Here is an 18,003-nt window from a genome sequence, read left to right as displayed (position 1 = left end):
CGGGATGATCAGAGCGTGATGCGGAACAGGGCGAAGCCCGTGTCGCTGTCGCCGGCGGGCTCGATCTCGACCCCTTCGACGGACTCTGCGTATTGCGCGCCGGCCGGGCCGGTTTCGAAGATCACCGAGGTGTCCTCCATCGGTGCGAAGGTCCAGTTGGCGTCGGCCTTCGGGTCGATGGTGCCCTGCTCGACGATGTAGCGCACGATCACGTCGCGGTTGGTGTCCGGCCCCTCGAAGATGATGGTGGACCCGTCGGCGCCGGGGAAGGACCCGCCGCCCGAGGCGCGGTAGTTGTTCGTGGCGACCACGAACTCCTGCGCGTCGTCGATCGGCTCACCCTGGAACATCAGGTTCTTGATGCGGTTGGCGTCCGGATTCACCTCTTCGCCCTCGCTGTCGTATTTCGACGGCTCGGAGAGGTCGATCTCGTAGGTCACCCCATCGATCACGTCGAAATTGTAGGACGGGAAATCGGGGTTCAGCAGAGTGGCGTCCTCGGCCCCCGGCTCGATCTGGTTGAACATGCCGGCGGAGCGTTCAAGCCACTCGCGAACCGTCGCCCCGTCAATCTTCACCGCGCGCACCGTGTTCGGGTAGAGGTAGAGGTCCGCCACGTTCTTGATCGCCACCGGCCCGACGGGGACGTCGGTGTAATATTCCGGACCACCCCGGCCACCGGCCTTGAACGGCGCGGCCGCGGAGAGGATCGGCAGCCCCTCGAACTCGGTGCCCTGCATCATCTGCTCGATGTACCAGGTCTGCGCGTTCGAGACGATTTGCACTGACGGATCGTCGGCGACGAGCGCGAAGTAGGAGTAGAGCGGCGCCGCCGTCTCGCCCACGGCGCGGCGCACGTACTCGAGCGTCGCCTCGTGGTCTTCCTCGGTCACCTCGAGCACCGGCTCGTAATCCTCGACCAGTGCCGTGATGGAGCGATCCTCCTCGCGCTGGCTGATCGGGCGGGCTTCCGTCTCGGCGGAGGCGACCGACCAGCGCTCGCCGTCATGCTCGAGCATCAGGTCGATGAGGCCCATGTGGGAGCCCCAGAAACCGGCCATGACGCCAGGCTTGCCGCCGATCGTGCCGGCCTCGACATCGACGCCGTCCCAGCCCTCGTAATCGGGCCCCGGGAAGACGAGGTGGCTGTGGCCGGAGAGGATCGCGTCGATCCCCTCGACCCCGCCGAGCGGGATGGCCGCGTTCTCCATCATCTCGGTCGCCTCGGCGCCGCCGATGCCGGAGTGGGCGAGCGCGATGACGATGTCGGCGCCTTCCTCCTTCATCTTCGGCACGTAGGCCTCGGCAGCGGCGACGATGTCGCGCACGTCGACGTTGCCCATCAGGTGACCGCGGTCCCACTGCATGATCTGGGGCGGCACGAAGCCGATCAGGCCGATCCGGATCGGGTGGGTGTCGCCCGCGCCGTCCGTGATCTCGCGCTCGATGATCGTATAGGGCGGGACCAGCGTCTCGTCCTCTGTGATGCTGTCGCCCTGCGTCGTCGTCACGTTGCAGCAGACGACCGGGAAGCCCGCGCCGGCGAGCGCCTTCTGCAGGAAGTCGAGCCCGTAGTTGAACTCGTGGTTGCCGAGCGTCATCGCCTCATAGCCGAGCTCGTTCATCGCGGCGATGACGGGGTGGATGTCGCCGTCCTGCATGCCCTTCTCGTAGGCCATGTAGTCGCCCATCGGGTTGCCCTGCAGGAAGTCGCCGTTGTCGAGCAGGATGGAGTTCGTGCTCTCGTCCCGGATCGACTGGATGATCGAGGCCGTGCGCGAGAGGCCGACGGTGTCGACGGGCGTGTCGGCGTAGTAGTCATAGGGCCAGACGTGAACGTGGATGTCCGTCGTCTCCATGATCCGCAGGTGCGCCTGACCCGCTTGCGCGCGGGCGGAGTAGGGGTGGAGTGCGACGAGGCTGGCGCCCGCGGTGCCGGCGAGGAACCCCCGGCGCGAAATGGTGAAGGTCATGCGATGCTCCCTGTCATCCTGTTGTCTCGGCCCGGCTTTACGCGTGCCTTGTGACAGCAGGATTGCAGCAGACCCCGCGAAACGCAAAGCGCGGGGCGACTTGACGCAACGGCGCGGCGGGAGCTTGCCGCTTATCGAGGCAGTGGGACAGAGGCTCGCGGCCGGGTCCGGGGCGGAAAGGCGCGTGGCGCCTCGCCGCCCGGCTCCTCACTTGCCGATCTTGCGGAACACCCGCTCGCCGATCGACCGGGCACGGTTCTGCTCGGGGAAGCGCGCCGGCGGTGTCGGCGACAGGCCAAGCCCCCGCAGCCGCTTGTTGAAGGCGTAGGCGTTCGCCTCGTCCATGCTCCAGCGCGAGCGCCAGGTGATCGACAGCGACACGCTCGGCGCGCTGCCGTTTTTGACGAAGTGCGGCGCCATGACGGGCACGTAGATCGCATCGCCGGGCGTGAGGTGAACCGCCTCGCCCTCGTCCGAGAAACTGTCCTGCCACGGCAGATTGCGGTGACCGCCACCGTGGTAGCGCTCGTGCTCCTCGTGGGCGGCGAAGCGATCGTCGCCGGCGGGAAAGACGTGGAACACCTTGTCGCCACGCAGCTGCATCAGGATGTTGTGCTCGGGATCGAAGTGAAACGGCGTCACCGCGTCGGGCGAGGAGATGAAGATATAGCCCTCGGGCTTCTTCATCGGGCCGGTCGCGCCCTCGACCACATCCTTCAGTTCTCCCAGCAGGCTGTCGAGCAGGTCCTTGTAGGCCGGGTCCTGTTCGATGTGCTTGAGCACAGCCCAGCTGCCGACCTCGTCGATCCGGCGGATCGTCTCGCCGATGGACAGGCCGTTCTCGGGCACGTCCTCGGCCTTGATGCCGATGGGCAGCGCGCCCTTGTTGTATTCCACCATCTTGTCGGACATCGACTCGGCCAGCCGGGCGAGGCTCTCGAGCTCCAGCAGCGGATGCTTGTCGAGCGTATGGCTGAGCTTCTGGTGGCGGTTCGGGTAGGCGGCGCGCAGGTCGTTGCGGCTGGCCTCGGGCCAGCAGGCCGCGATCTTGACGGTCTCGTTCATCTGTTTCTCAACCTCCTGTAAATGGTTTCGCCGGCACCAAGGGCCGTGAAGAGGCCCCGTCTCAATGTGCCGGGTTGGGCGACGACCAGGTCCGCGATCGTGCGGCGTTCGCCCCAGACCGAGTTGATCATCGGGTGGTCCTTGGCCGCGCAGCTGTCGGACCAGCGGATGCCGGCGTCCGCCAGCACGGTCATGTTGTCGATCTGGATCTGGACACCGGGGGAATAGGCCGACAGCGCCTCGTCATAGGCTGTCTTGAACGAGAAGCAGCCGTCGGCGGCCAGCAGGTTCACGAGGATCGCGACCGGGCGGTCGTCCAGCCGGTGCACGAGGCCGAGCAGGTGACCCGCCTCCGCCGCATCGCGGATCGCGCCTTCGAAGAAGCCGGACTCCGCATCGGACTGTGCGATCGCGGTGCCGCTCTCACCCTTCCAGCCGCCGCCTTCGAGGGAGTGGAAGTCCGCGATGAAGCGGTCGACCTCGGCCGCGCCGGAGCGCACGATCTCGAGCGTCAGGTTCCCGGTTTCCTCGAGCCGCCGCCGCTGGCGGCGCAGCTCCTTGCGTTTCTTGCCGCGCATCTGCTCGGCGAGGTAGGCTGCCGGATCGGCGGGGACGGTGAGGAACGCGCGCTCCTGCCGGCTGACCTCCCGCACGGGAATGTCGTGCGCGACGCAGAGCGCACGCAGCGCCGCGGCCGACGGACCGTTCGCATCCGTGCGCCGGATCCGGAGCAAACCGCCCCACCAGGTGTCCGCAATGGTTTCACAGAAGTGTGACCAGAATGGAGTTTCCCAGCCCGGGACAATAAGCGGCGTTCCAAGGAAACCGTGCATGTGTTGCCAAGTGCTGATATTTGGCATCGGCGCTTTGCCGAGCGTCGATTCCGGCGCGACCGGCGCCAGTCCGCGCAGCCTTGAGTTGCCGTTGATTTCGGACCACAACGTAAAGATGCGAACGTCGTGATCTCCAAGCAGGTGGCGCAGCGACGGAAGCAGCATCTCCGGCGCGTAAAAAGCGTTCGGTTCCAATGCGTTGTCTGACAGGTCCCGCCACTGGTCGAGGAACGGTTCGGCCCATGTCCCCCCCGTGTCAGGGCGGATCATCCGGGCGGTGACAACCCCTGCAGGGGCCCCCGCAGAAAAGGGCGAAATCGTGTTCATATTTAGAGGAGAGAGTGGCGGGGTTGAGTCGTCAACAAGTGCTTGTTTGCGCCACACGCATAACGCGAAAGGGCCGCCCCGAAGGACGGCCCTTTGCGAAAATTGCGACGCGCCGGCTGTGGCGCGGCGGATCGTCGGATCAGTCTTCGATCGGCTCGTCGGACTGGTCCTCTTCCGGCGCGGGGCCGCGCGGGTCGAGGTCGTCGTCGTCGAGCGCAGCACCGCCGACATCGTCGAACAGTTCCTGGATCTCGAACTCGGCTGCGGCTTCCTCTTCCGCGGCGAGGTCCTGGATCGACTTGCCCTGTGCCTGCAGCTCGGCCTCTTCGGGCGAGCGGGCGACGTTCAGGGTGATCGTGGCCTCGACCTCGGGGTGGAGGTACACGGTGACGGTGTGCAGACCCAGCTCCTTGATCGGGGCGGACAGCGCGACCTGCTTGCGGTCGACGGTGAACCCGGCCTCGGAGGCGGCGTCGGCGGCGTCACGGGTCGAAACGGAGCCGTAGAGCGCACCGCCGTCGGAGGCGGAGCGAATCACGACGAAGGTCTCGCCGTCGAGCTTCTCGGAGAGCGACTCGGCTTCCTTGCGGGTCTCGAGGTTGTGCGCCTCGAGCTGGGCCTTGTCGTTCTCGAACCGGGCCTTGTTGGCGTCGTTGGCACGAAGCGCCTTGCGCTGCGGGAGCAGGAAATTACGGGCGTAACCTTCCTTGACCGAGACGATCTCGCCCATCTGGCCAAGTTTGGCGACGCGTTCCAGAAGGATGACTTCCATCGGAGTTACCTCACTTCACGGCATAGGGCAGAAGGGCCAGGAACCGGGCGCGCTTGATCGCCTTGGCGAGCTTGCGCTGGTTCTTGGCGCCGACCGCGGTGATGCGGGAGGGCACGATCTTGCCGCGCTCGGAGATGTAGCGCTGCAGGGTGCGGGTGTCTTTGTAGTCGATCTTCGGGGCGTTCTCGCCCTCGAACGGATCGGTCTTGCGACGGCGGAAAAACGGTTTGGCTGCCATGTCTTAGGATCCTCTCTTCACGCGATCTCAGTTGCGCTCACGGCGGCGGTCGCCGCGTTCTTCGCGCTTCTGCATCTGAACCGACGGGCCTTCTTCGTGCTCATCGACCTTGATGGTCATCACACGCATCACGTCGTCGTGGAGGCGCATCAGGCGCTCCATTTCCTGGACAGCGGACGCGGGCGCGTCGGTGCGCAGGAAGGCATAGTGGCCCTTGCGGTTCTTGTTGATCTTGTAGGCCATCGTCTTGACACCCCAGTACTCGGTCTCGACGACCTTTCCTTCGTTGTCGGTGAGGACCTGCGAGAAGTGTTCGATCAGACCTTCGGCTTGCGTGTTCGACAGATCCTGTCGCGCAATGAAGACATGCTCGTAAAGCGGCATGCGGGTTTCCCTATAAGCGGCGCATTTCAAAGGGCGGGCGTTTTCGCTCTTTCCGCACCCGACCCACGAGAGACTGCGCGGTTCATGACGTATCGCGGAAAGAAGCGGCCTTATAGACGCTCTGTCGCCTGACGCAAGACAGAAGCGGGACAACGCCGGGAAGTTGTGCCGCATGCGCCCGGTTCGCGCCAAGTTGGTGCCCTGATCCGGGGCTAGACCGATTGGCGAAGACCGAACGAACAAGAACAGGCGGACCTCATGTCTCTTACCCTCGCACGACGCAAGTCCGGTTCCCCGGCGACGGCCGCCGCTCCCCTGTCCCTCGCGGAAGCGCCGCCCGCGGCCTTTGAACTGGACGAGACTTACTGGGGCTACGTCATCCGCGCGGGCAACGTCGCGCCCGTCGGCGTGATGATCGCGCAAGGCATGTCGTGGTTCCTGGGCCTCGGGGCCGCGCTCGGCGCGCTGGCGATCTGGCTGCTGCCCGACCTCGCGCCCGGCATCGCGACCATGTCCGAACGGCTCGGCGCCTCTGGCCTGCTGGTCGGTCTATCGGCGCTGCTGTTCTGGTTCGCCAGCCGGGGCAGCCGCCCCGAGCTTCAGGTCGACCGCCGCCAGCGCGAGGTGCGCGAGGTCGTGCGCTGTCGCGCCGGGCAGGCCCGCCTCGTCGCGCGCTACGATTTCGACGAGATTGGCGGCGTCCACCTCGACCGCACGCAGATGCGCGCCGGTCATGCCCGGCTGGTCCTGCGGTATCGCAACACCGCCCAGACTCTTCCCGTCGCGGCGGGGCAGGAGGCGGCGCTCGTCGCGCTGCGTGACCGGCTCGGCGCCGACCTGATGGGCTGATCGCGCACGGGCGCTTTGTTGTGCCCGACTGACTTGCACGCTATCGGGGACCGAACCGTTCAAAGGGAGGTCGCCGAGATGCGCGCATTCGTCTTTCCGGGGCAGGGGGCCCAGACCATCGGCATGGGGGCCGCGCTGGCCGACGCCTATCCCGAGGCCCGCGCCGTCTTCGACGAGGTCGACGCGGCGCTCGGCGAAAAGCTCTCCACGCTGATCTGGGAGGGCGACATCGAAACGCTCACCCTGACGGCAAACGCCCAGCCCGCGCTGATGGCCACCTCGCTCGCCGCGATGGCCGCGCTCCGCGCCGAAGGGGTCGAGGTGACGGCCGCATCCTTCGTGGCCGGACACTCGCTCGGTGAATATTCCGCGCTGTGCGCCGCCGGGGCGCTGACGCTGTCCGATACGGCACGACTGCTGCGCACGCGTGGCCGTGCCATGCAGGAGGCCGTCCCCGTGGGTGAGGGCGCGATGGCCGCGCTGCTCGGCCTCGACTTCGAAACCGCCACCGCCGTGGCCGCCGAAGCTGCCGAGGGCGAAGTCTGCCAAGCGGCAAATGACAACGATCCCGGACAGGTGGTCGTTTCCGGGCACAAGGCCGCTGTCGAACGCGCGACCGCGATCGCCAAGGAAAAGGGCGCCAAGCGTGCCGTGCTCCTGCCGGTATCGGCACCGTTCCACTCCGCCCTGATGGAGCCCGCGGCCCGCGTGATGGCCGAAGCGCTCGACGACGTGTCGATTCACGAACCATCGGTTCCGGTCGTCACCAACGTCTCGGCCCAAGCCGTGACCAACCCGACGGTGATCCGCTCGCAGCTCGTCGAACAGGTGACCGGCTCCGTCCGCTGGCGCGAAAGCGTCGCCTGGATGGCCGGCCAGGGCGTCACCGAGATCTGGGAGATCGGCGCTGGTAAGGCGCTGTCGGGCATGGTCCGGCGGATCGAGCGGGAGGTCGCTACACGGAACGTCGGGTCCCCTGAAGATGTGAAGGCTGCGGTAGAGGCCCTTCAGGGCTGAGTTTGGCGCGGAGCAGTTCGGCGGCACGGCCGGGGCTTTCCCCGGCCTCAATTTCCAGCCAGCCGGCTCCTGCTTTGCGGACAACCTCACGCTTGATCGCATCTCGCGCGAAAGCGCCGTTCTGGTAGTGCCCTTCGCCTTGGTACTCGATAGCGATGACGAGATGCCCGCGCCCGTCGACGACCGCGAAATCCAGAGAGCGGGTATTGATCGCGTTGAACGCGTCGCGGTCGGTGCCTTTCGGTCGGATCACCTCGGAGAGGCTGACCTGCGAGAACAGCCGGTGACCGTTGCCGAAGCCGCTGACTACCTCGCTCAGGGAGCGGAACAGCCGGAATTCCGACTTGTTCATGATCGGGCTCGTGACGTACTCGGCGCGCTCTACCGCTTCCATGTAGCGAGCCCGTGTCGACATGGTACTGGGCTTGCGATCCACGACATGCAGGGACGGCCGGCGATCAGACCGCCTCACGTTCGAGCGAGATAGCGAGTGCTTGGGTCGACGAAAGACCAGCAGGAACACCGCAACTAAGCCCGCGAATATTGCCAGTAGGGTGATTGGATGCGTCAGTGGCGACGCAAAGAGGGCTTCTACGCCATTCGGCATAACCGGCGCGGTCTCAAAATACATACGAGGATCCCGTTAACGAACGTCAGGAACAGCATACGTGCCGAAATTGGCAACAGATGGGCACGACCGGCGACGGCTGGACATTGCGTCACGCCGCCTGATCGGGCAATCAGCCGCCAACCCGAGATGAGGAGGCAGACATGTTCGACCTGACAGGCAAATCCGCGCTGGTGACCGGCGCGTCCGGTGGGATCGGCGGCGCGATCGCGACGGCGCTGCATGATGCGGGGGCCACCGTGGGGCTCTCGGGGACGCGGGTGGAGCCGCTCGAGGCGCTGGCGGCCGAGCTGGGCGAGCGGGCGCATGTCCTGCCCTGCAACCTCTCCGACGCCGAGGCGGTCGAGGCGCTGCCGAAGCAGGCGGTCGAGGCGATGGGATCGCTCGACATCCTCGTCAACAACGCCGGGATCACCCGCGACCAGATCTTCATGCGCATGTCGGACGAGGATTGGGCGAGCGTGCTCGAGGTGAACCTCACCTCCACCATGCGGCTCTGCAAGAGCGTGGTCCGGCCGATGATGAAGTCCCGCTGGGGGCGGATCGTCAACATCTCCTCGATCGTCGGTGCGACCGGCAATCCGGGGCAGGCGAACTACGCCGCCGCGAAGGCCGGCATGGTGGGCATGAGCAAGTCGATCGCCTACGAGGTCGCGACGCGCGGGATCACCGTGAACTGCGTCGCGCCGGGCTTCATCGAGACGGCGATGACCGACAAGCTGAACGACGATCAGAAGCAGTCGATCCTCGGCCAGATCCCCACGGGACGCATGGGAACACCGGCGGAAATCGCCGCTGCCGTGCTCTATCTCGCGTCGCCCGAGGCCGGATATGTCACCGGAACGACCTTGCATGTGAACGGCGGGATGGCCATGCTCTGACGTGGCTTTCGCCGTGACGTGAAAGCGTTTGCCTGTGCAGGAATCTCTGGTATAGGCGGCGCGACCTAACCGGGGGCGGACGTCCGTTTTCGGGCGAGATTTGCTAAGACCGGGCTGCAATGCCCCAAGATGTGAGGAATGGACATGAGCGACGTCGCTGATCGCGTGCGGAAGATCGTTGTAGAGCACTTGGGTGTGGACGAGGAGAAGGTGACCGAGAACGCCTCCTTCATCGACGACCTCGGCGCCGACTCGCTGGACACCGTCGAGCTGGTCATGGCCTTCGAAGAGGAATTCGGGATCGAGATCCCCGACGATGCCGCCGAGACAATCCAGACGTTCGGCGACGCCGTGAAGTTCATCAAGGAAGCGTCGTAAGCGACCCTTTCCGACGAACGCGTATTTTTACGAAGGGCGGTGCCGCTGCGGTGCCGCCCTTCGTCATTTCAGGACCGATGACTGCTGAGGGAAAACGGACGGATGAGCGATCTCGGACGAATGTTCGGAAGTGACGGCGGGCGGGGCACGTTCCTCGGCGTGGAGGCGGGGCCGGCGAAGTCCGGTCACAAGGTGGCGCTCTTCGGGGCGGACACGGCGACGCCCTACGCCTCCGTCGGGCCCTATTGCGCTGGCGGCGCGGAGGCGATCCGCGCCGGATCCGCCGGCTACGTGGCGAACCGGGCGCACGTTAACTTCGACACGGGCGGCGTGACGCTGGGCGACGGCGTTCTGGTCGATTGCGGAAACGTATCCACCGGTGACGACGCGGCAGCCAACCGGGCGGCGATCACCGCGCAGGCGAAAGAGATCCTTCAGGCGGGTGCCGTGCCGGTCTGCCTCGGCGGTGACGATTCCCTGCCGATCCCGATGGGCGAGGCGCTCAGCGGTCGCGACATCTGGGTGGTGCAGGTCGATGCCCATATCGACTGGCGCGACGAGGTCGACGGCGAGCGGTTCGGACTGTCGTCCGGTCTCAGGCGCCTGTCCGAGATGGGACATGTGTCCGGTATCACACAGATCGGCCAGCGGGGGACCGGGTCGGCCCGGCCCTCCGACACGCGAGACGCGCGCGACTGGGGGGCGACGCTGGTGCCGGCGCGCGACTGGTGCCGGGGCGGCGGGCGCGAGGCGCTCGACCGGATCCCGGAAGGCGCGGATGTTCTGCTCTGCTTCGACTTCGACTCGCTCGACCCGTCGATCATGCCGGCCGTCATCGCCCCGACGGCGGGCGGGCTGTCCTACTGGGACGCGGTCGAGATCGTCGAGCGGATCACCGCCCGCGCTCGCATCGCGGCGATCACGATGGCGGAGTTCATGCCGGAGAACGACCGGACCGGGCAGGCCGCGATCCTCGGCGCACAATTGCTGACGACGTGGATCGGCCTGATGACGGCGGACGGCTGAGCCCGGAAGAGAGATGCCCGGTCTTGCCCATTCTTGTCACGAAAGGGTATCAGGACCGCGAAAGCCACGGTGAGAGAGGGGCGAAGAATGCGTCGAGTGGTCATAACGGGTCTGGGTCTGGTTACCCCCCTTGCGGATGGTGTCGAGAAAAGCTGGGAGCGTCTGCTCGCCGGCCAGTCGGGGGCGGGGCCGATCACGGTCTTCGATCCCGAAGGGTTCACCACGACCTACGCCTGCGAAGTGCCGCTTGGTGACGGCAGCGACGGCACGTTCAATGCCGACAGCTACATGGAGCCGAAGGAACAGCGGAAGGTCGACACCTTCATCGTCTTCGCCATGGCCGCAGCCGAGCAGGCCGTGAAGGATTCCGGCTGGCAGCCCGAGGACGAGGACGATCTGCTGCGCACCGGCGTGCTGACCGGCTCCGGCATCGGCGGGCTGAACTCGATCGCCAACACCGCCGTGATGATGAAGGAGAAGGGGCCCCGCCGGGTGTCGCCGTTCTTCGTCCCCGGCGCGCTCATCAACCTGATTTCCGGCCAGATCGCCATTCGTCACGGCTTCAAGGGCCCGAACCACGCGGTCGTCACCGCCTGTTCGACTGGTGCGCACGCCATCGGCGACGCGACGCAGCTCATCAAGACGGGCCGCGCGGACGTGATGGTCGCCGGCGGTGCCGAGGCCGCGATCTGTGAAATCGGCATCGCGGGCTTCAACGCCTGCAAGGCGCTGTCGACCAAGTACGCCGACGATCCGACGAAAGCCTCCCAGCCCTACAACCGGGGCCGCGACGGTTTCGTCATGGGCGAAGGCGCCGGGATGGTCGTGCTCGAGGAGTACGAACATGCCGTCGCGCGCGGTGCGAAGATATACGGTGAAGTGCTGGGCTACGGCCTGTCGGGCGACGCCTACCACATCACCGCCCCGGCCGAGGACGGCAACGGCGGCGAGCGCTCCATGAAGATGGCGCTCGAAGACGCGGGGCTGGAGCCGGCGGACATCGACTACATCAACGCGCACGGCACCTCGACCATGGCCGACGCGGTGGAACTGGGGGCGGTCGAGCGACTGCTCGGCGACGCGGCCTCCAAGGTCACCATGTCCTCGACCAAGTCGATGACCGGGCACCTGCTCGGCGCAGCCGGCGCGATCGAGGCGATCTTCTCGATCCTCGCGATCCGCGACCAGGTCTGCCCGCCGACGATCAATCTCGAGGACCCGGACGTCGAGACCGCGATCGACCTCGCGCCGAACAAGAAGGTGGAGCGCGAGGTGAAATACGCGCTGTCCAACTCCTTCGGGTTCGGTGGCACCAACGCCAGCGTGATCTTCGGAAAGGTCTGACAGCATGTGGCGCTCCATCGCCTCCAACGCGCTGACCTTCTTCGTGGTGGCGACGTTCCTGATGGCCGGCGTGGTCATCTGGGGCAACGAGACCTACGAGGGCGAAGGCCCGCTCGCCGACGCGATCTGCCTGCAGGTCGACCGGGGGTCGAACTTCTGGACCGTCAGCGAGACGCTGGCGAACGACGGCGCCATCACGTCGCCGACCCTGTTCCGGATGGGCGCCCAATATGCCGGCAAGGCGGACCAGCTGAAAGCGGGGAGCTTCCTGCTGCCGGAGAAGGTCTCGATGCAGGAGATCGTCGACATCGTCACACGGGGCGGCGCGAACACGTGCGGGACCGAGGTGATCTGGCGTGTCGGCGTGACCCGCACGCTGGTCGAGGTGCGTGAGCTCGACCCGGTGCAGGGCAGCTACGAGCAGCTCGTCCAGTTCGACCCCGCCGAAGAAGAGACCCCGCCGGAATTCACCGAAGTGACCGAGGCGCAGGACACGCTCTACCGTCTCGCCATCGCAGAGGGTGTCACGTCCTGGCAGATCGTGCAGGCGCTGAACGCCATCGAGCAACTTTCCGAGGATGTCGAGGACATCCCGGACGAGGGCACGCTCGCGCCGGATTCCTACGCGTTCGAGCCCGGCGACACGGTCGACGGTCTCCTCGCGCAGATGGAAGTGCGTCAGCAGAACATCCTGCAGGACGCATGGGCCGCGCGGGCCGACGGTCTGCCTTACGAGAGCCCGGAAGAGGCGCTCATCATGGCCTCCATCGTCGAGAAGGAGACCGGCATCCCGAGCGAGCGCGGGCAGGTGGCGAGCGTCTTCGTCAACCGGCTCGAACAGGGGATGCGGCTGCAGACGGACCCGACGGTCATCTACGGCGTGACCGAGGGGCAGGGTGTGCTGGGTCGTGGCCTGCGCCAGAGCGAGCTGCGCGCGGCGACGCCGTGGAACACCTACGTCATCCAGGGATTGCCGCCGACGCCGATCGCCAACCCCGGCCGGGCCGCGATCGAGGCGGCGCTGAACCCCGACACGACGGACTACGTGTTCTTCGTGGCGGACGGCAGCGGAGGCCATGCCTTCGCGACCACGCTGGACGAGCACAACCGCAACGTCGCGCGCTGGCGCGAGATCGAGGCGGAGCAGGCGGCGACCACGGGCGAATAGGACTGGGCAGTCGTTAACAACCTCAAGTTGATATGGGCTTGACATTAAGTCCTGATTAACGTATAGGTTGTGTCCCCCGGCAGACGGGCGGCGCGGATCAGGTCCGCTCCGCTCTTTTTCATTTCCGCCGGGTCCGAACACATTTCAGGACTGACATTGATGATGACGCATGAGACCGACCTCCCCTGGGAGGAGTTACGGCCACAGATCCTCTCCGATCTCCGCCAGAGACGCGCCTTGCTGCACCGGGTTGGCGACGACCTCACCCGGATGCTCGACGACCTCAACGAGGAAGCCGATGCGACGGAGCCCAGGCAACTTGTCGCGCGCTCCAACGAGCTGACCTTCGCCGTCCGCAAGATGATCGAGATCATGGAGAAATTCGATGACTGGAACGCACGCAATGGTGGCGCCCTCGCCGGAAACCGTTTCGACGCCGATGCCGCGCGGGCTGCGATCGGGCGCCGGCTGGATCGCCTCCGTGCCGCCGGCGGCGCAGGCGAGCTTCCTGTCGGGGCTGACTGACGCGGAGCTGCGTGCGCTGCCGTTCCTGTTCGACTTCTGGGCGATGGACCATCAGGTGCCGCCGGCGGGCGACTGGCGCAACTGGGTGATCTTGGGCGGCCGCGGGGCCGGCAAGACCCGCGCGGGCGCCGAGTGGGTGCGCGCTCAGGTCGAAGGCGCGCGCCGGGACGATCCCGGGCGCTGCCGCCGGATCGCGCTGGTGGGCGAGACGATCGACCAGGCGCGCGAGGTGATGGTGATGGGCGACAGCGGCATCCTCGCCTGTTGCCCGCCCGATCGTCGCCCGCAATGGATCGCGGGCCGCCGGCTGCTGCAGTGGCCGAACGGGGCGGAGGCGATGCTGTTCTCCGCCCACGATCCCGAGGCGCTGCGCGGGCCGCAGTTCGACGGCGCGTGGGTGGACGAGCTGGCCAAGTGGAGGAAGGACCGGGATGCGTGGGACATGTTGCAGTTCGCGCTGCGGCTCGGTGACGATCCGCGCTGCTGCGTAACAACGACGCCCCGGCCGACGCCGGTGATGCGGCAACTGCTGGAGCGGGAAAGCACGCGCGTCACTCACGCGCCGACATCGGCCAACGCCGCCAACCTCGCCGCCTCCTTCCTGCGCGAGGTGGAGGAGCGGTTCGGCGGCAGCGCGCTCGGACGGCAGGAGCTGGACGGCGTGATGCTGACGGAGGTGGAGGGCGCGCTCTGGCCACTGGAACTGCTGGATGCGGTGCGCTTCGACGCGCCGGTGCCCGAGCTCGACCGGATCGTCGTGGCGGTCGATCCCTCGGTGAGCAGCGGCAGGGCGGCGGACGAATGCGGCATCGTCGTCGCCGGCGCGATCCTGAAGGGGCCGCCGTCCGATTGGCAGGCTTGGGTGCTCGCCGACGCGACGGTCCGTCCCTCGGGCGGGGGCGACTGGGCGGCGGCGGCCGTCGCCGCCTACCACCGTCACGGCGCGGACCGGATCGTGGCCGAGGTGAACAACGGCGGCGACCTCGTCACGCGGGTGATGCGCGTGGTCGATCCAATGGTGCCGGTGCGGGCCGTGCGTGCGAGCAAGAGCAAGCATGTCCGTGCCGAGCCCGTTGCGGCGCTCTACGAGCAGGGGCGCGTCCGGCATGTCCGGGGACTGGCTGCGCTGGAAGAGCAGATGGGCCTGATGACGGCGACTGGTTTCACCGGCGGCGGCTCGCCCGACCGCGTCGACGCGCTGGTCTGGGCCCTGACCGAGCTGATGCTGGGGCCGCGCGGGCGGCCCTCCGTGCGCACGCTCTGACAACTGACGACGCGTGCGGCGCGGGAGCCTGACGCTCCCGCGCCGCACTGCCCCGCCAGCCGTCCCGCAACGGCCACCGCGCGGTGGGGACGGCGCATCTTAAGCCCTGGCCGTCATATCTCTTTCCCGACGACGCGAGATGCGGTTCCGGGAGAACGAGATGTTTCCATTCAAAAGGCGCGACGCGGCCCCGGTCGAGACCAAGGCCTCTGCCACGGGTCGGGTGATCGCCGTGCAGGGCGCGGGCCGCGTGGCCTGGAGCCCGCGCGATGTCGCCTCCCTTACGCGGACCGGCTTCACCGGCAACCCGGTCGGGTTTCGCGCCGTGAAGCTTGTGGCCGAAGCCGCCGCGGCGCTGCCGGTGCTCTGCCAGGACAGCGCGGCGCGCTACACCGACCATCCGCTGCTCACCCTGTTGTCCCGTCCGAACGCGGCGCAGGGCCGGGCGGAATTCCTCGAAGCGCTCTATGGTCAGCTTCTGTTGACCGGCAATGCCTACGTGGAGGCGGTGGCCGACACCGGCCTGCCGGTGGAACTGCACGTGCTCCGCTCCGATCGCATGTCGCTGGTGCCGGGGCACGACGGCTGGCCGGTCGCCTACGATTACACCGTCGGCGGACGCAAGCACCGCTTCGCCGTCGGCGAGGGGCCGTCCCCGGTCTGCCATATCCGCAGCTTCCACCCGCAGGACGATCATTACGGGCTGTCGGCGCTCTCGGCCGCCGCGACGGCGATCGACGTGCACAATTCCGCCTCCCGCTGGTCGAAGGCGCTGCTCGACAACGCGGCGCGGCCTTCGGGAGCGATCGTCTACCGGGGCGGCGAAGACGGACAGCTGTCCGCCGACCAGTACGACCGCCTGCTGCAGGAGATGGAGGCACATCACCAGGGCGCCCGAAACGCGGGACGACCGATGCTTCTGGAAGGTGGGCTCGACTGGAAGCCGATGGGCTTCTCGCCGTCGGATATGGAGTTCCAGAAGACGAAGGAGGCCGCGGCGCGTGAGATCGCGACGGCCTTCGGCGTGCCGCCGATGATGCTCGGCATCCCCGGCGACGCGACCTACGCCAATTACCAGGAGGCCAACCGCGCCTTCTACCGGCTGACGGTGCTGCCGCTGGCGGCGCGCGTGTTGGGGACGCTGTCGGATTGGCTGGCTGACCATTCCGGGAACGGTGCGGATCTGCGCCCTGACCTCGACCAGGTGCCGGCCCTGTCGGCGGAGCGGGACGCGCAATGGCGCCGTGTCGGTGAGGCGACGTTCCTGACGGCGGCGGAAAAGCGGGCGCTGCTCGGCCTGCCACCGATGGAGGCAAGCGATGAATGACGTGGTCGAGATCGACAAGCGGCGGCGCGAGCGCGCGCCTGTGACCGACTTCTGGTTCGCGCAGCTCGACCTGCGGCTCGGGCGGATCGAGACGATGGTCGAGCGGCTGGAACGGCAGGTCTGGCTCTGTGTCTGGGCCGCTGGCGCGGTGCTGGCGCTCGAAGCGCTGCGCGCGCTCGTCGGTATCTGAAGAACGGGGGACAAGCCATTGGAACTGGAACACAAGTTCTGCCGCCTCGGGGGTGAGGTGACGGTTCGGGACGGCCACGTGATCGAGGGATATGCCTCGCTTTTCGGCCGTCCCGACCAGGGGGGCGACATCGTCCGTGCCGGGGCCTACGCGGCCTCGCTGAAAGACGGACGGCGGGTGCGGATGCTCTGGCAGCACGATCCGGGCCAGCCGATCGGCGTCTGGGACGAGATCGCGGAGGACGGGCGCGGCCTGAAGGTGAAGGGCCGCATCCTGACCGACGTGGCGAAGGGCCGGGAGGCGGCGGCGCTGCTGGCGGCGGGCGCGATCGACGGGCTGTCGATCGGCTACCGGACCCGCAAGGCGCACCGCGACACCAAGGGGCAGAGGCAGCTGGCGGAGGTGGAGCTTTGGGAAGTCTCCCTCGTCACCTTCCCGATGCTGCCGGAGGCGCGGATCGGGGCAAAGGGCGACAGCCCCGACGCGGCCACCCTGCGCGAGATGGCGGCAGCGCTGCGGGATGCGGCGCGCGCGATGAGAAGCTGAACAGCCAAGGATCAGAGCAGATGAGCAAGGACCAGACGGGGGGCGAGATCCCTCCCGCCGCGACGGAGCTGCGGGACGCGCTTACCGATTTCGTGAGCGATTTCAAATCATTCCGAAGCGACATTGAGAAGAAGGTTGAGGAACAGGAGTCCCGCATGACCAGGATCGACCGCAAATCCCTGATGGGGGTGCAGCGCCCCGCGCTCTCGGCCGCCGCAGAGACCGAAGCCCCGCACCAGAAGGCTTTCGAAGGCTACCTGAGAAGCGGCGACGACGATGCGCTCCGGGGGCTCGACCTCGAGGCGAAGGGCCTCGTGACCTCGGTCGCGGCCGACGGGGGCTACCTCGTCGATCCGGAGACCTCGGCGACCGTCGCCAGCGTGCTGGCCTCGACCGCGTCGCTGCGGGCGGTGGCCAACATCGTGCAGGTCAACGCGACCTCGTTCGACGTGCTGATCGACCATACCGAGGCCGGCGCGGGCTGGGGCACCGAGAGCGCCTCCGTCTCGGAGACGGCGACACCGCAGCTCGACCGGATCTCGATCCCGCTGTTCGAGCTGAACGCGATGCCAAAGGCCAGCCAGCGACTGCTCGACGACAGCGCCTTCGACGTGGAGGGCTGGCTCGCACAGCGCATCGCTTCGAAGTTCGCCCGGGCCGAGGCCGCGGCCTTCATCACGGGCGACGGCTCCGACAAGCCGAAGGGCATCATGACTTACGACACCGTCGGCAATGACGCGTGGGAGTGGGGCAAGCTCGGCACGGTGAAGACCGGCGCAGACGGGTCCTTCGCGATGAGCAACGCGGCGGACGCGCTGGTCGACCTCGTCTACAGCCTCGCCGCCGAATATCGCGCGAACGCCTGCTTCTTGATGAATTCGCGCACGGCGTCGACCGTGCGCAAACTGAAGGATGGCGACGGGCGGTTCCTCTGGTCCGACGGCCTCGCGGCGGGAGAGCCGGCGCGGCTGCTCGGCCACAAGGTGCTGATCGCCGAGGACATGCCCGACATCGGGACCGGTGTCACCGCCATCGCCTTCGGTGATTTCGGCGCGGGCTACACGATCGCCGAACGTCCCGACCTGCGCGTCCTGCGCGACCCGTTCTCGGCCAAGCCGCATGTGCTGTTCTACGCGACCAAGCGCGTCGGCGGCGGTGTGAGCGACTTCGCGGCGATCAAGCTGCTGCAGTTCTCTGCCTGAACGACCTGACGGGCAGGGCGCCGGCGCGCCCTGTCCGGCCCCGCACCGGACAGACGGAGTAACGCG

20 protein-coding genes are annotated in these 18,003 nt (G+C 67.3%); 13 read left to right on the top strand and 7 right to left on the bottom strand.

Features of this window, described 5'->3' with window-relative positions; genetic code table 11:
* Window positions 1-8 precede the first annotated feature (8 nt).
* From I8N54_RS10495 to rpsF, 6 genes are all read right to left on the bottom strand, one after another.
* Window positions 9-1,973, bottom strand: coding sequence for a bifunctional 2',3'-cyclic-nucleotide 2'-phosphodiesterase/3'-nucleotidase (locus I8N54_RS10495; protein WP_140192613.1), 1,965 nt, complete (start codon window positions 1,971-1,973; stop codon window positions 9-11).
* A gap of 207 nt (window positions 1,974-2,180) precedes the next feature.
* Window positions 2,181-3,038: a cupin-like domain-containing protein gene (locus I8N54_RS10490; protein ID WP_140192614.1), complete on the bottom strand. Its 858-nt coding sequence runs from the start codon at window positions 3,036-3,038 to the stop codon at window positions 2,181-2,183.
* Window positions 3,035-4,429 (bottom strand): GNAT family N-acetyltransferase, encoded by a 1,395-nt coding sequence (locus I8N54_RS10485; protein ID WP_140192615.1) that lies wholly within the window; start codon window positions 4,427-4,429, stop codon window positions 3,035-3,037. The genes I8N54_RS10490 and I8N54_RS10485 overlap by 4 nt, the downstream gene beginning before the upstream one ends.
* Window positions 4,338-4,970 carry a 50S ribosomal protein L9 gene (gene rplI, locus I8N54_RS10480; RefSeq protein ID WP_140192616.1) on the bottom strand — a complete coding sequence of 211 codons (633 nt, stop codon included), beginning with the start codon at window positions 4,968-4,970 and terminating at the stop codon, window positions 4,338-4,340. Before rplI ends, I8N54_RS10485 begins: the two co-directional genes overlap by 92 nt.
* 10 nt (window positions 4,971-4,980) lie before the next feature.
* Complete coding sequence (gene rpsR / locus I8N54_RS10475) at window positions 4,981-5,208, bottom strand: 30S ribosomal protein S18 (protein WP_140192617.1); 228 nt, start codon at window positions 5,206-5,208, stop codon at window positions 4,981-4,983.
* 27 nt (window positions 5,209-5,235) lie between these two features.
* Window positions 5,236-5,592: a 30S ribosomal protein S6 gene (rpsF, locus tag I8N54_RS10470; protein ID WP_140192618.1), complete on the bottom strand. Its 357-nt coding sequence runs from the start codon at window positions 5,590-5,592 to the stop codon at window positions 5,236-5,238.
* Between the two features lie 258 nt (window positions 5,593-5,850).
* Between rpsF and I8N54_RS10465 the strand changes: the two genes are divergently transcribed.
* Together I8N54_RS10465 and fabD are read left to right on the top strand one after the other, a co-directional pair.
* A complete protein-coding gene (locus I8N54_RS10465) occupies window positions 5,851-6,441 on the top strand; it encodes a hypothetical protein (protein WP_140192619.1) in 591 nt (196 codons plus the stop codon).
* Between the two features lie 78 nt (window positions 6,442-6,519).
* Entirely contained in the window at window positions 6,520-7,458 is a 939-nt protein-coding gene (gene fabD / locus I8N54_RS10460; protein ID WP_140192620.1) for an ACP S-malonyltransferase, read from the top strand.
* On the opposite strand, the gene I8N54_RS10455 is transcribed toward fabD, so the two are convergent.
* Entirely contained in the window at window positions 7,397-8,089 is a 693-nt protein-coding gene (locus I8N54_RS10455; RefSeq protein ID WP_140192621.1) for a DUF2726 domain-containing protein, read from the bottom strand. The two genes, fabD and I8N54_RS10455, sit on opposite strands and share 62 nt — an antisense overlap.
* Window positions 8,090-8,229: 140 nt before the next feature.
* Here I8N54_RS10455 and fabG point away from each other — a divergent pair, with 140 nt between their 5' ends.
* The 11 genes from fabG (at window position 8,230) to I8N54_RS10405 (ending at window position 17,937) form a co-directional block, all read left to right on the top strand.
* Window positions 8,230-8,967 carry a 3-oxoacyl-ACP reductase FabG gene (fabG, locus tag I8N54_RS10450; RefSeq protein WP_140192622.1) on the top strand — a complete coding sequence of 246 codons (738 nt, stop codon included), beginning with the start codon at window positions 8,230-8,232 and terminating at the stop codon, window positions 8,965-8,967.
* Window positions 8,968-9,111: 144 nt separating this feature from the next.
* Window positions 9,112-9,345, top strand: a complete 234-nt coding sequence (locus tag I8N54_RS10445) for an acyl carrier protein (protein ID WP_140192623.1) — start codon at window positions 9,112-9,114, stop codon at window positions 9,343-9,345.
* A gap of 102 nt (window positions 9,346-9,447) precedes the next feature.
* Window positions 9,448-10,371: an arginase family protein gene (locus tag I8N54_RS10440; RefSeq protein ID WP_140192624.1), complete on the top strand. Its 924-nt coding sequence runs from the start codon at window positions 9,448-9,450 to the stop codon at window positions 10,369-10,371.
* 87 nt (window positions 10,372-10,458) lie between these two features.
* Entirely contained in the window at window positions 10,459-11,715 is a 1,257-nt protein-coding gene (gene fabF, locus I8N54_RS10435; protein ID WP_140192625.1) for a beta-ketoacyl-ACP synthase II, read from the top strand.
* Window positions 11,716-11,719: 4 nt separating this feature from the next.
* The gene (gene mltG, locus I8N54_RS10430) at window positions 11,720-12,883 is read left to right on the top strand and encodes an endolytic transglycosylase MltG (RefSeq protein WP_140192626.1); all 1,164 of its coding nucleotides are present in this window, start codon (window positions 11,720-11,722) and stop codon (window positions 12,881-12,883) included.
* 159 nt (window positions 12,884-13,042) lie between these two features.
* Window positions 13,043-13,408 carry a hypothetical protein gene (locus I8N54_RS20195; RefSeq protein WP_140192627.1) on the top strand — a complete coding sequence of 122 codons (366 nt, stop codon included), beginning with the start codon at window positions 13,043-13,045 and terminating at the stop codon, window positions 13,406-13,408.
* The gene (locus tag I8N54_RS10425; RefSeq protein WP_231592358.1) at window positions 13,323-14,672 is read left to right on the top strand and encodes a DNA-packaging protein; all 1,350 of its coding nucleotides are present in this window, start codon (window positions 13,323-13,325) and stop codon (window positions 14,670-14,672) included. Before I8N54_RS20195 ends, I8N54_RS10425 begins: the two co-directional genes overlap by 86 nt.
* Window positions 14,673-14,832: 160 nt before the next feature.
* A complete protein-coding gene (locus I8N54_RS10420; protein ID WP_140192628.1) occupies window positions 14,833-15,999 on the top strand; it encodes a phage portal protein in 1,167 nt (388 codons plus the stop codon).
* Window positions 15,992-16,189 (top strand): hypothetical protein, encoded by a 198-nt coding sequence (locus I8N54_RS10415; RefSeq protein ID WP_140192629.1) that lies wholly within the window; start codon window positions 15,992-15,994, stop codon window positions 16,187-16,189. Before I8N54_RS10420 ends, I8N54_RS10415 begins: the two co-directional genes overlap by 8 nt.
* A gap of 18 nt (window positions 16,190-16,207) precedes the next feature.
* Window positions 16,208-16,735 carry an HK97 family phage prohead protease gene (locus tag I8N54_RS10410; RefSeq protein WP_140192630.1) on the top strand — a complete coding sequence of 176 codons (528 nt, stop codon included), beginning with the start codon at window positions 16,208-16,210 and terminating at the stop codon, window positions 16,733-16,735.
* Between the two features lie 20 nt (window positions 16,736-16,755).
* A complete protein-coding gene (locus tag I8N54_RS10405; RefSeq protein WP_140192631.1) occupies window positions 16,756-17,937 on the top strand; it encodes a phage major capsid protein in 1,182 nt (393 codons plus the stop codon).
* Window positions 17,938-18,003 lie beyond the last annotated feature (66 nt).

It is taken from the genome of Pelagovum pacificum (genome assembly GCF_016134045.1).
Lineage (GTDB): Bacteria > Pseudomonadota > Alphaproteobacteria > Rhodobacterales > Rhodobacteraceae > Oceanicola > Oceanicola pacificus_A.
The sequence above is the reverse complement of the archived record's forward strand: the minus strand, read 5'-3'. Positions and strand labels throughout refer to the sequence as shown.

What these genes read in the sequence shown, in the direction of transcription:
- I8N54_RS20195 (WP_140192627.1), top strand. Translation starts at nt 13,043, where the DNA reads ATGATGACGCATGAGACCGACCTCCCCTGGGAGGAGTTACGGCCACAG.
- I8N54_RS10415 (WP_140192629.1), top strand. Translation starts at nt 15,992, where the DNA reads ATGAATGACGTGGTCGAGATCGACAAGCGGCGGCGCGAGCGCGCGCCT.
- mltG (WP_140192626.1), top strand. Translation starts at nt 11,720, where the DNA reads ATGTGGCGCTCCATCGCCTCCAACGCGCTGACCTTCTTCGTGGTGGCG.
- I8N54_RS10405 (WP_140192631.1), top strand. Translation starts at nt 16,756, where the DNA reads ATGAGCAAGGACCAGACGGGGGGCGAGATCCCTCCCGCCGCGACGGAG.
- fabF (WP_140192625.1), top strand. Translation starts at nt 10,459, where the DNA reads ATGCGTCGAGTGGTCATAACGGGTCTGGGTCTGGTTACCCCCCTTGCG.
- fabD (WP_140192620.1), top strand. Translation starts at nt 6,520, where the DNA reads ATGCGCGCATTCGTCTTTCCGGGGCAGGGGGCCCAGACCATCGGCATG.
- I8N54_RS10490 (WP_140192614.1), bottom strand. Translation starts at nt 3,038, where the DNA reads ATGAACGAGACCGTCAAGATCGCGGCCTGCTGGCCCGAGGCCAGCCGC.
- fabG (WP_140192622.1), top strand. Translation starts at nt 8,230, where the DNA reads ATGTTCGACCTGACAGGCAAATCCGCGCTGGTGACCGGCGCGTCCGGT.
- I8N54_RS10455 (WP_140192621.1), bottom strand. Translation starts at nt 8,089, where the DNA reads ATGTATTTTGAGACCGCGCCGGTTATGCCGAATGGCGTAGAAGCCCTC.
- I8N54_RS10465 (WP_140192619.1), top strand. Translation starts at nt 5,851, where the DNA reads ATGTCTCTTACCCTCGCACGACGCAAGTCCGGTTCCCCGGCGACGGCC.
- I8N54_RS10485 (WP_140192615.1), bottom strand. Translation starts at nt 4,429, where the DNA reads ATGTCGGCGGTGCTGCGCTCGACGACGACGACCTCGACCCGCGCGGCC.
- I8N54_RS10440 (WP_140192624.1), top strand. Translation starts at nt 9,448, where the DNA reads ATGAGCGATCTCGGACGAATGTTCGGAAGTGACGGCGGGCGGGGCACG.
- I8N54_RS10420 (WP_140192628.1), top strand. Translation starts at nt 14,833, where the DNA reads ATGTTTCCATTCAAAAGGCGCGACGCGGCCCCGGTCGAGACCAAGGCC.
- rpsF (WP_140192618.1), bottom strand. Translation starts at nt 5,592, where the DNA reads ATGCCGCTTTACGAGCATGTCTTCATTGCGCGACAGGATCTGTCGAAC.
- rpsR (WP_140192617.1), bottom strand. Translation starts at nt 5,208, where the DNA reads ATGGCAGCCAAACCGTTTTTCCGCCGTCGCAAGACCGATCCGTTCGAG.
- I8N54_RS10445 (WP_140192623.1), top strand. Translation starts at nt 9,112, where the DNA reads ATGAGCGACGTCGCTGATCGCGTGCGGAAGATCGTTGTAGAGCACTTG.
- I8N54_RS10495 (WP_140192613.1), bottom strand. Translation starts at nt 1,973, where the DNA reads ATGACCTTCACCATTTCGCGCCGGGGGTTCCTCGCCGGCACCGCGGGC.
- rplI (WP_140192616.1), bottom strand. Translation starts at nt 4,970, where the DNA reads ATGGAAGTCATCCTTCTGGAACGCGTCGCCAAACTTGGCCAGATGGGC.
- I8N54_RS10425 (WP_231592358.1), top strand. Translation starts at nt 13,323, where the DNA reads ATGCCGCGCGGGCTGCGATCGGGCGCCGGCTGGATCGCCTCCGTGCCG.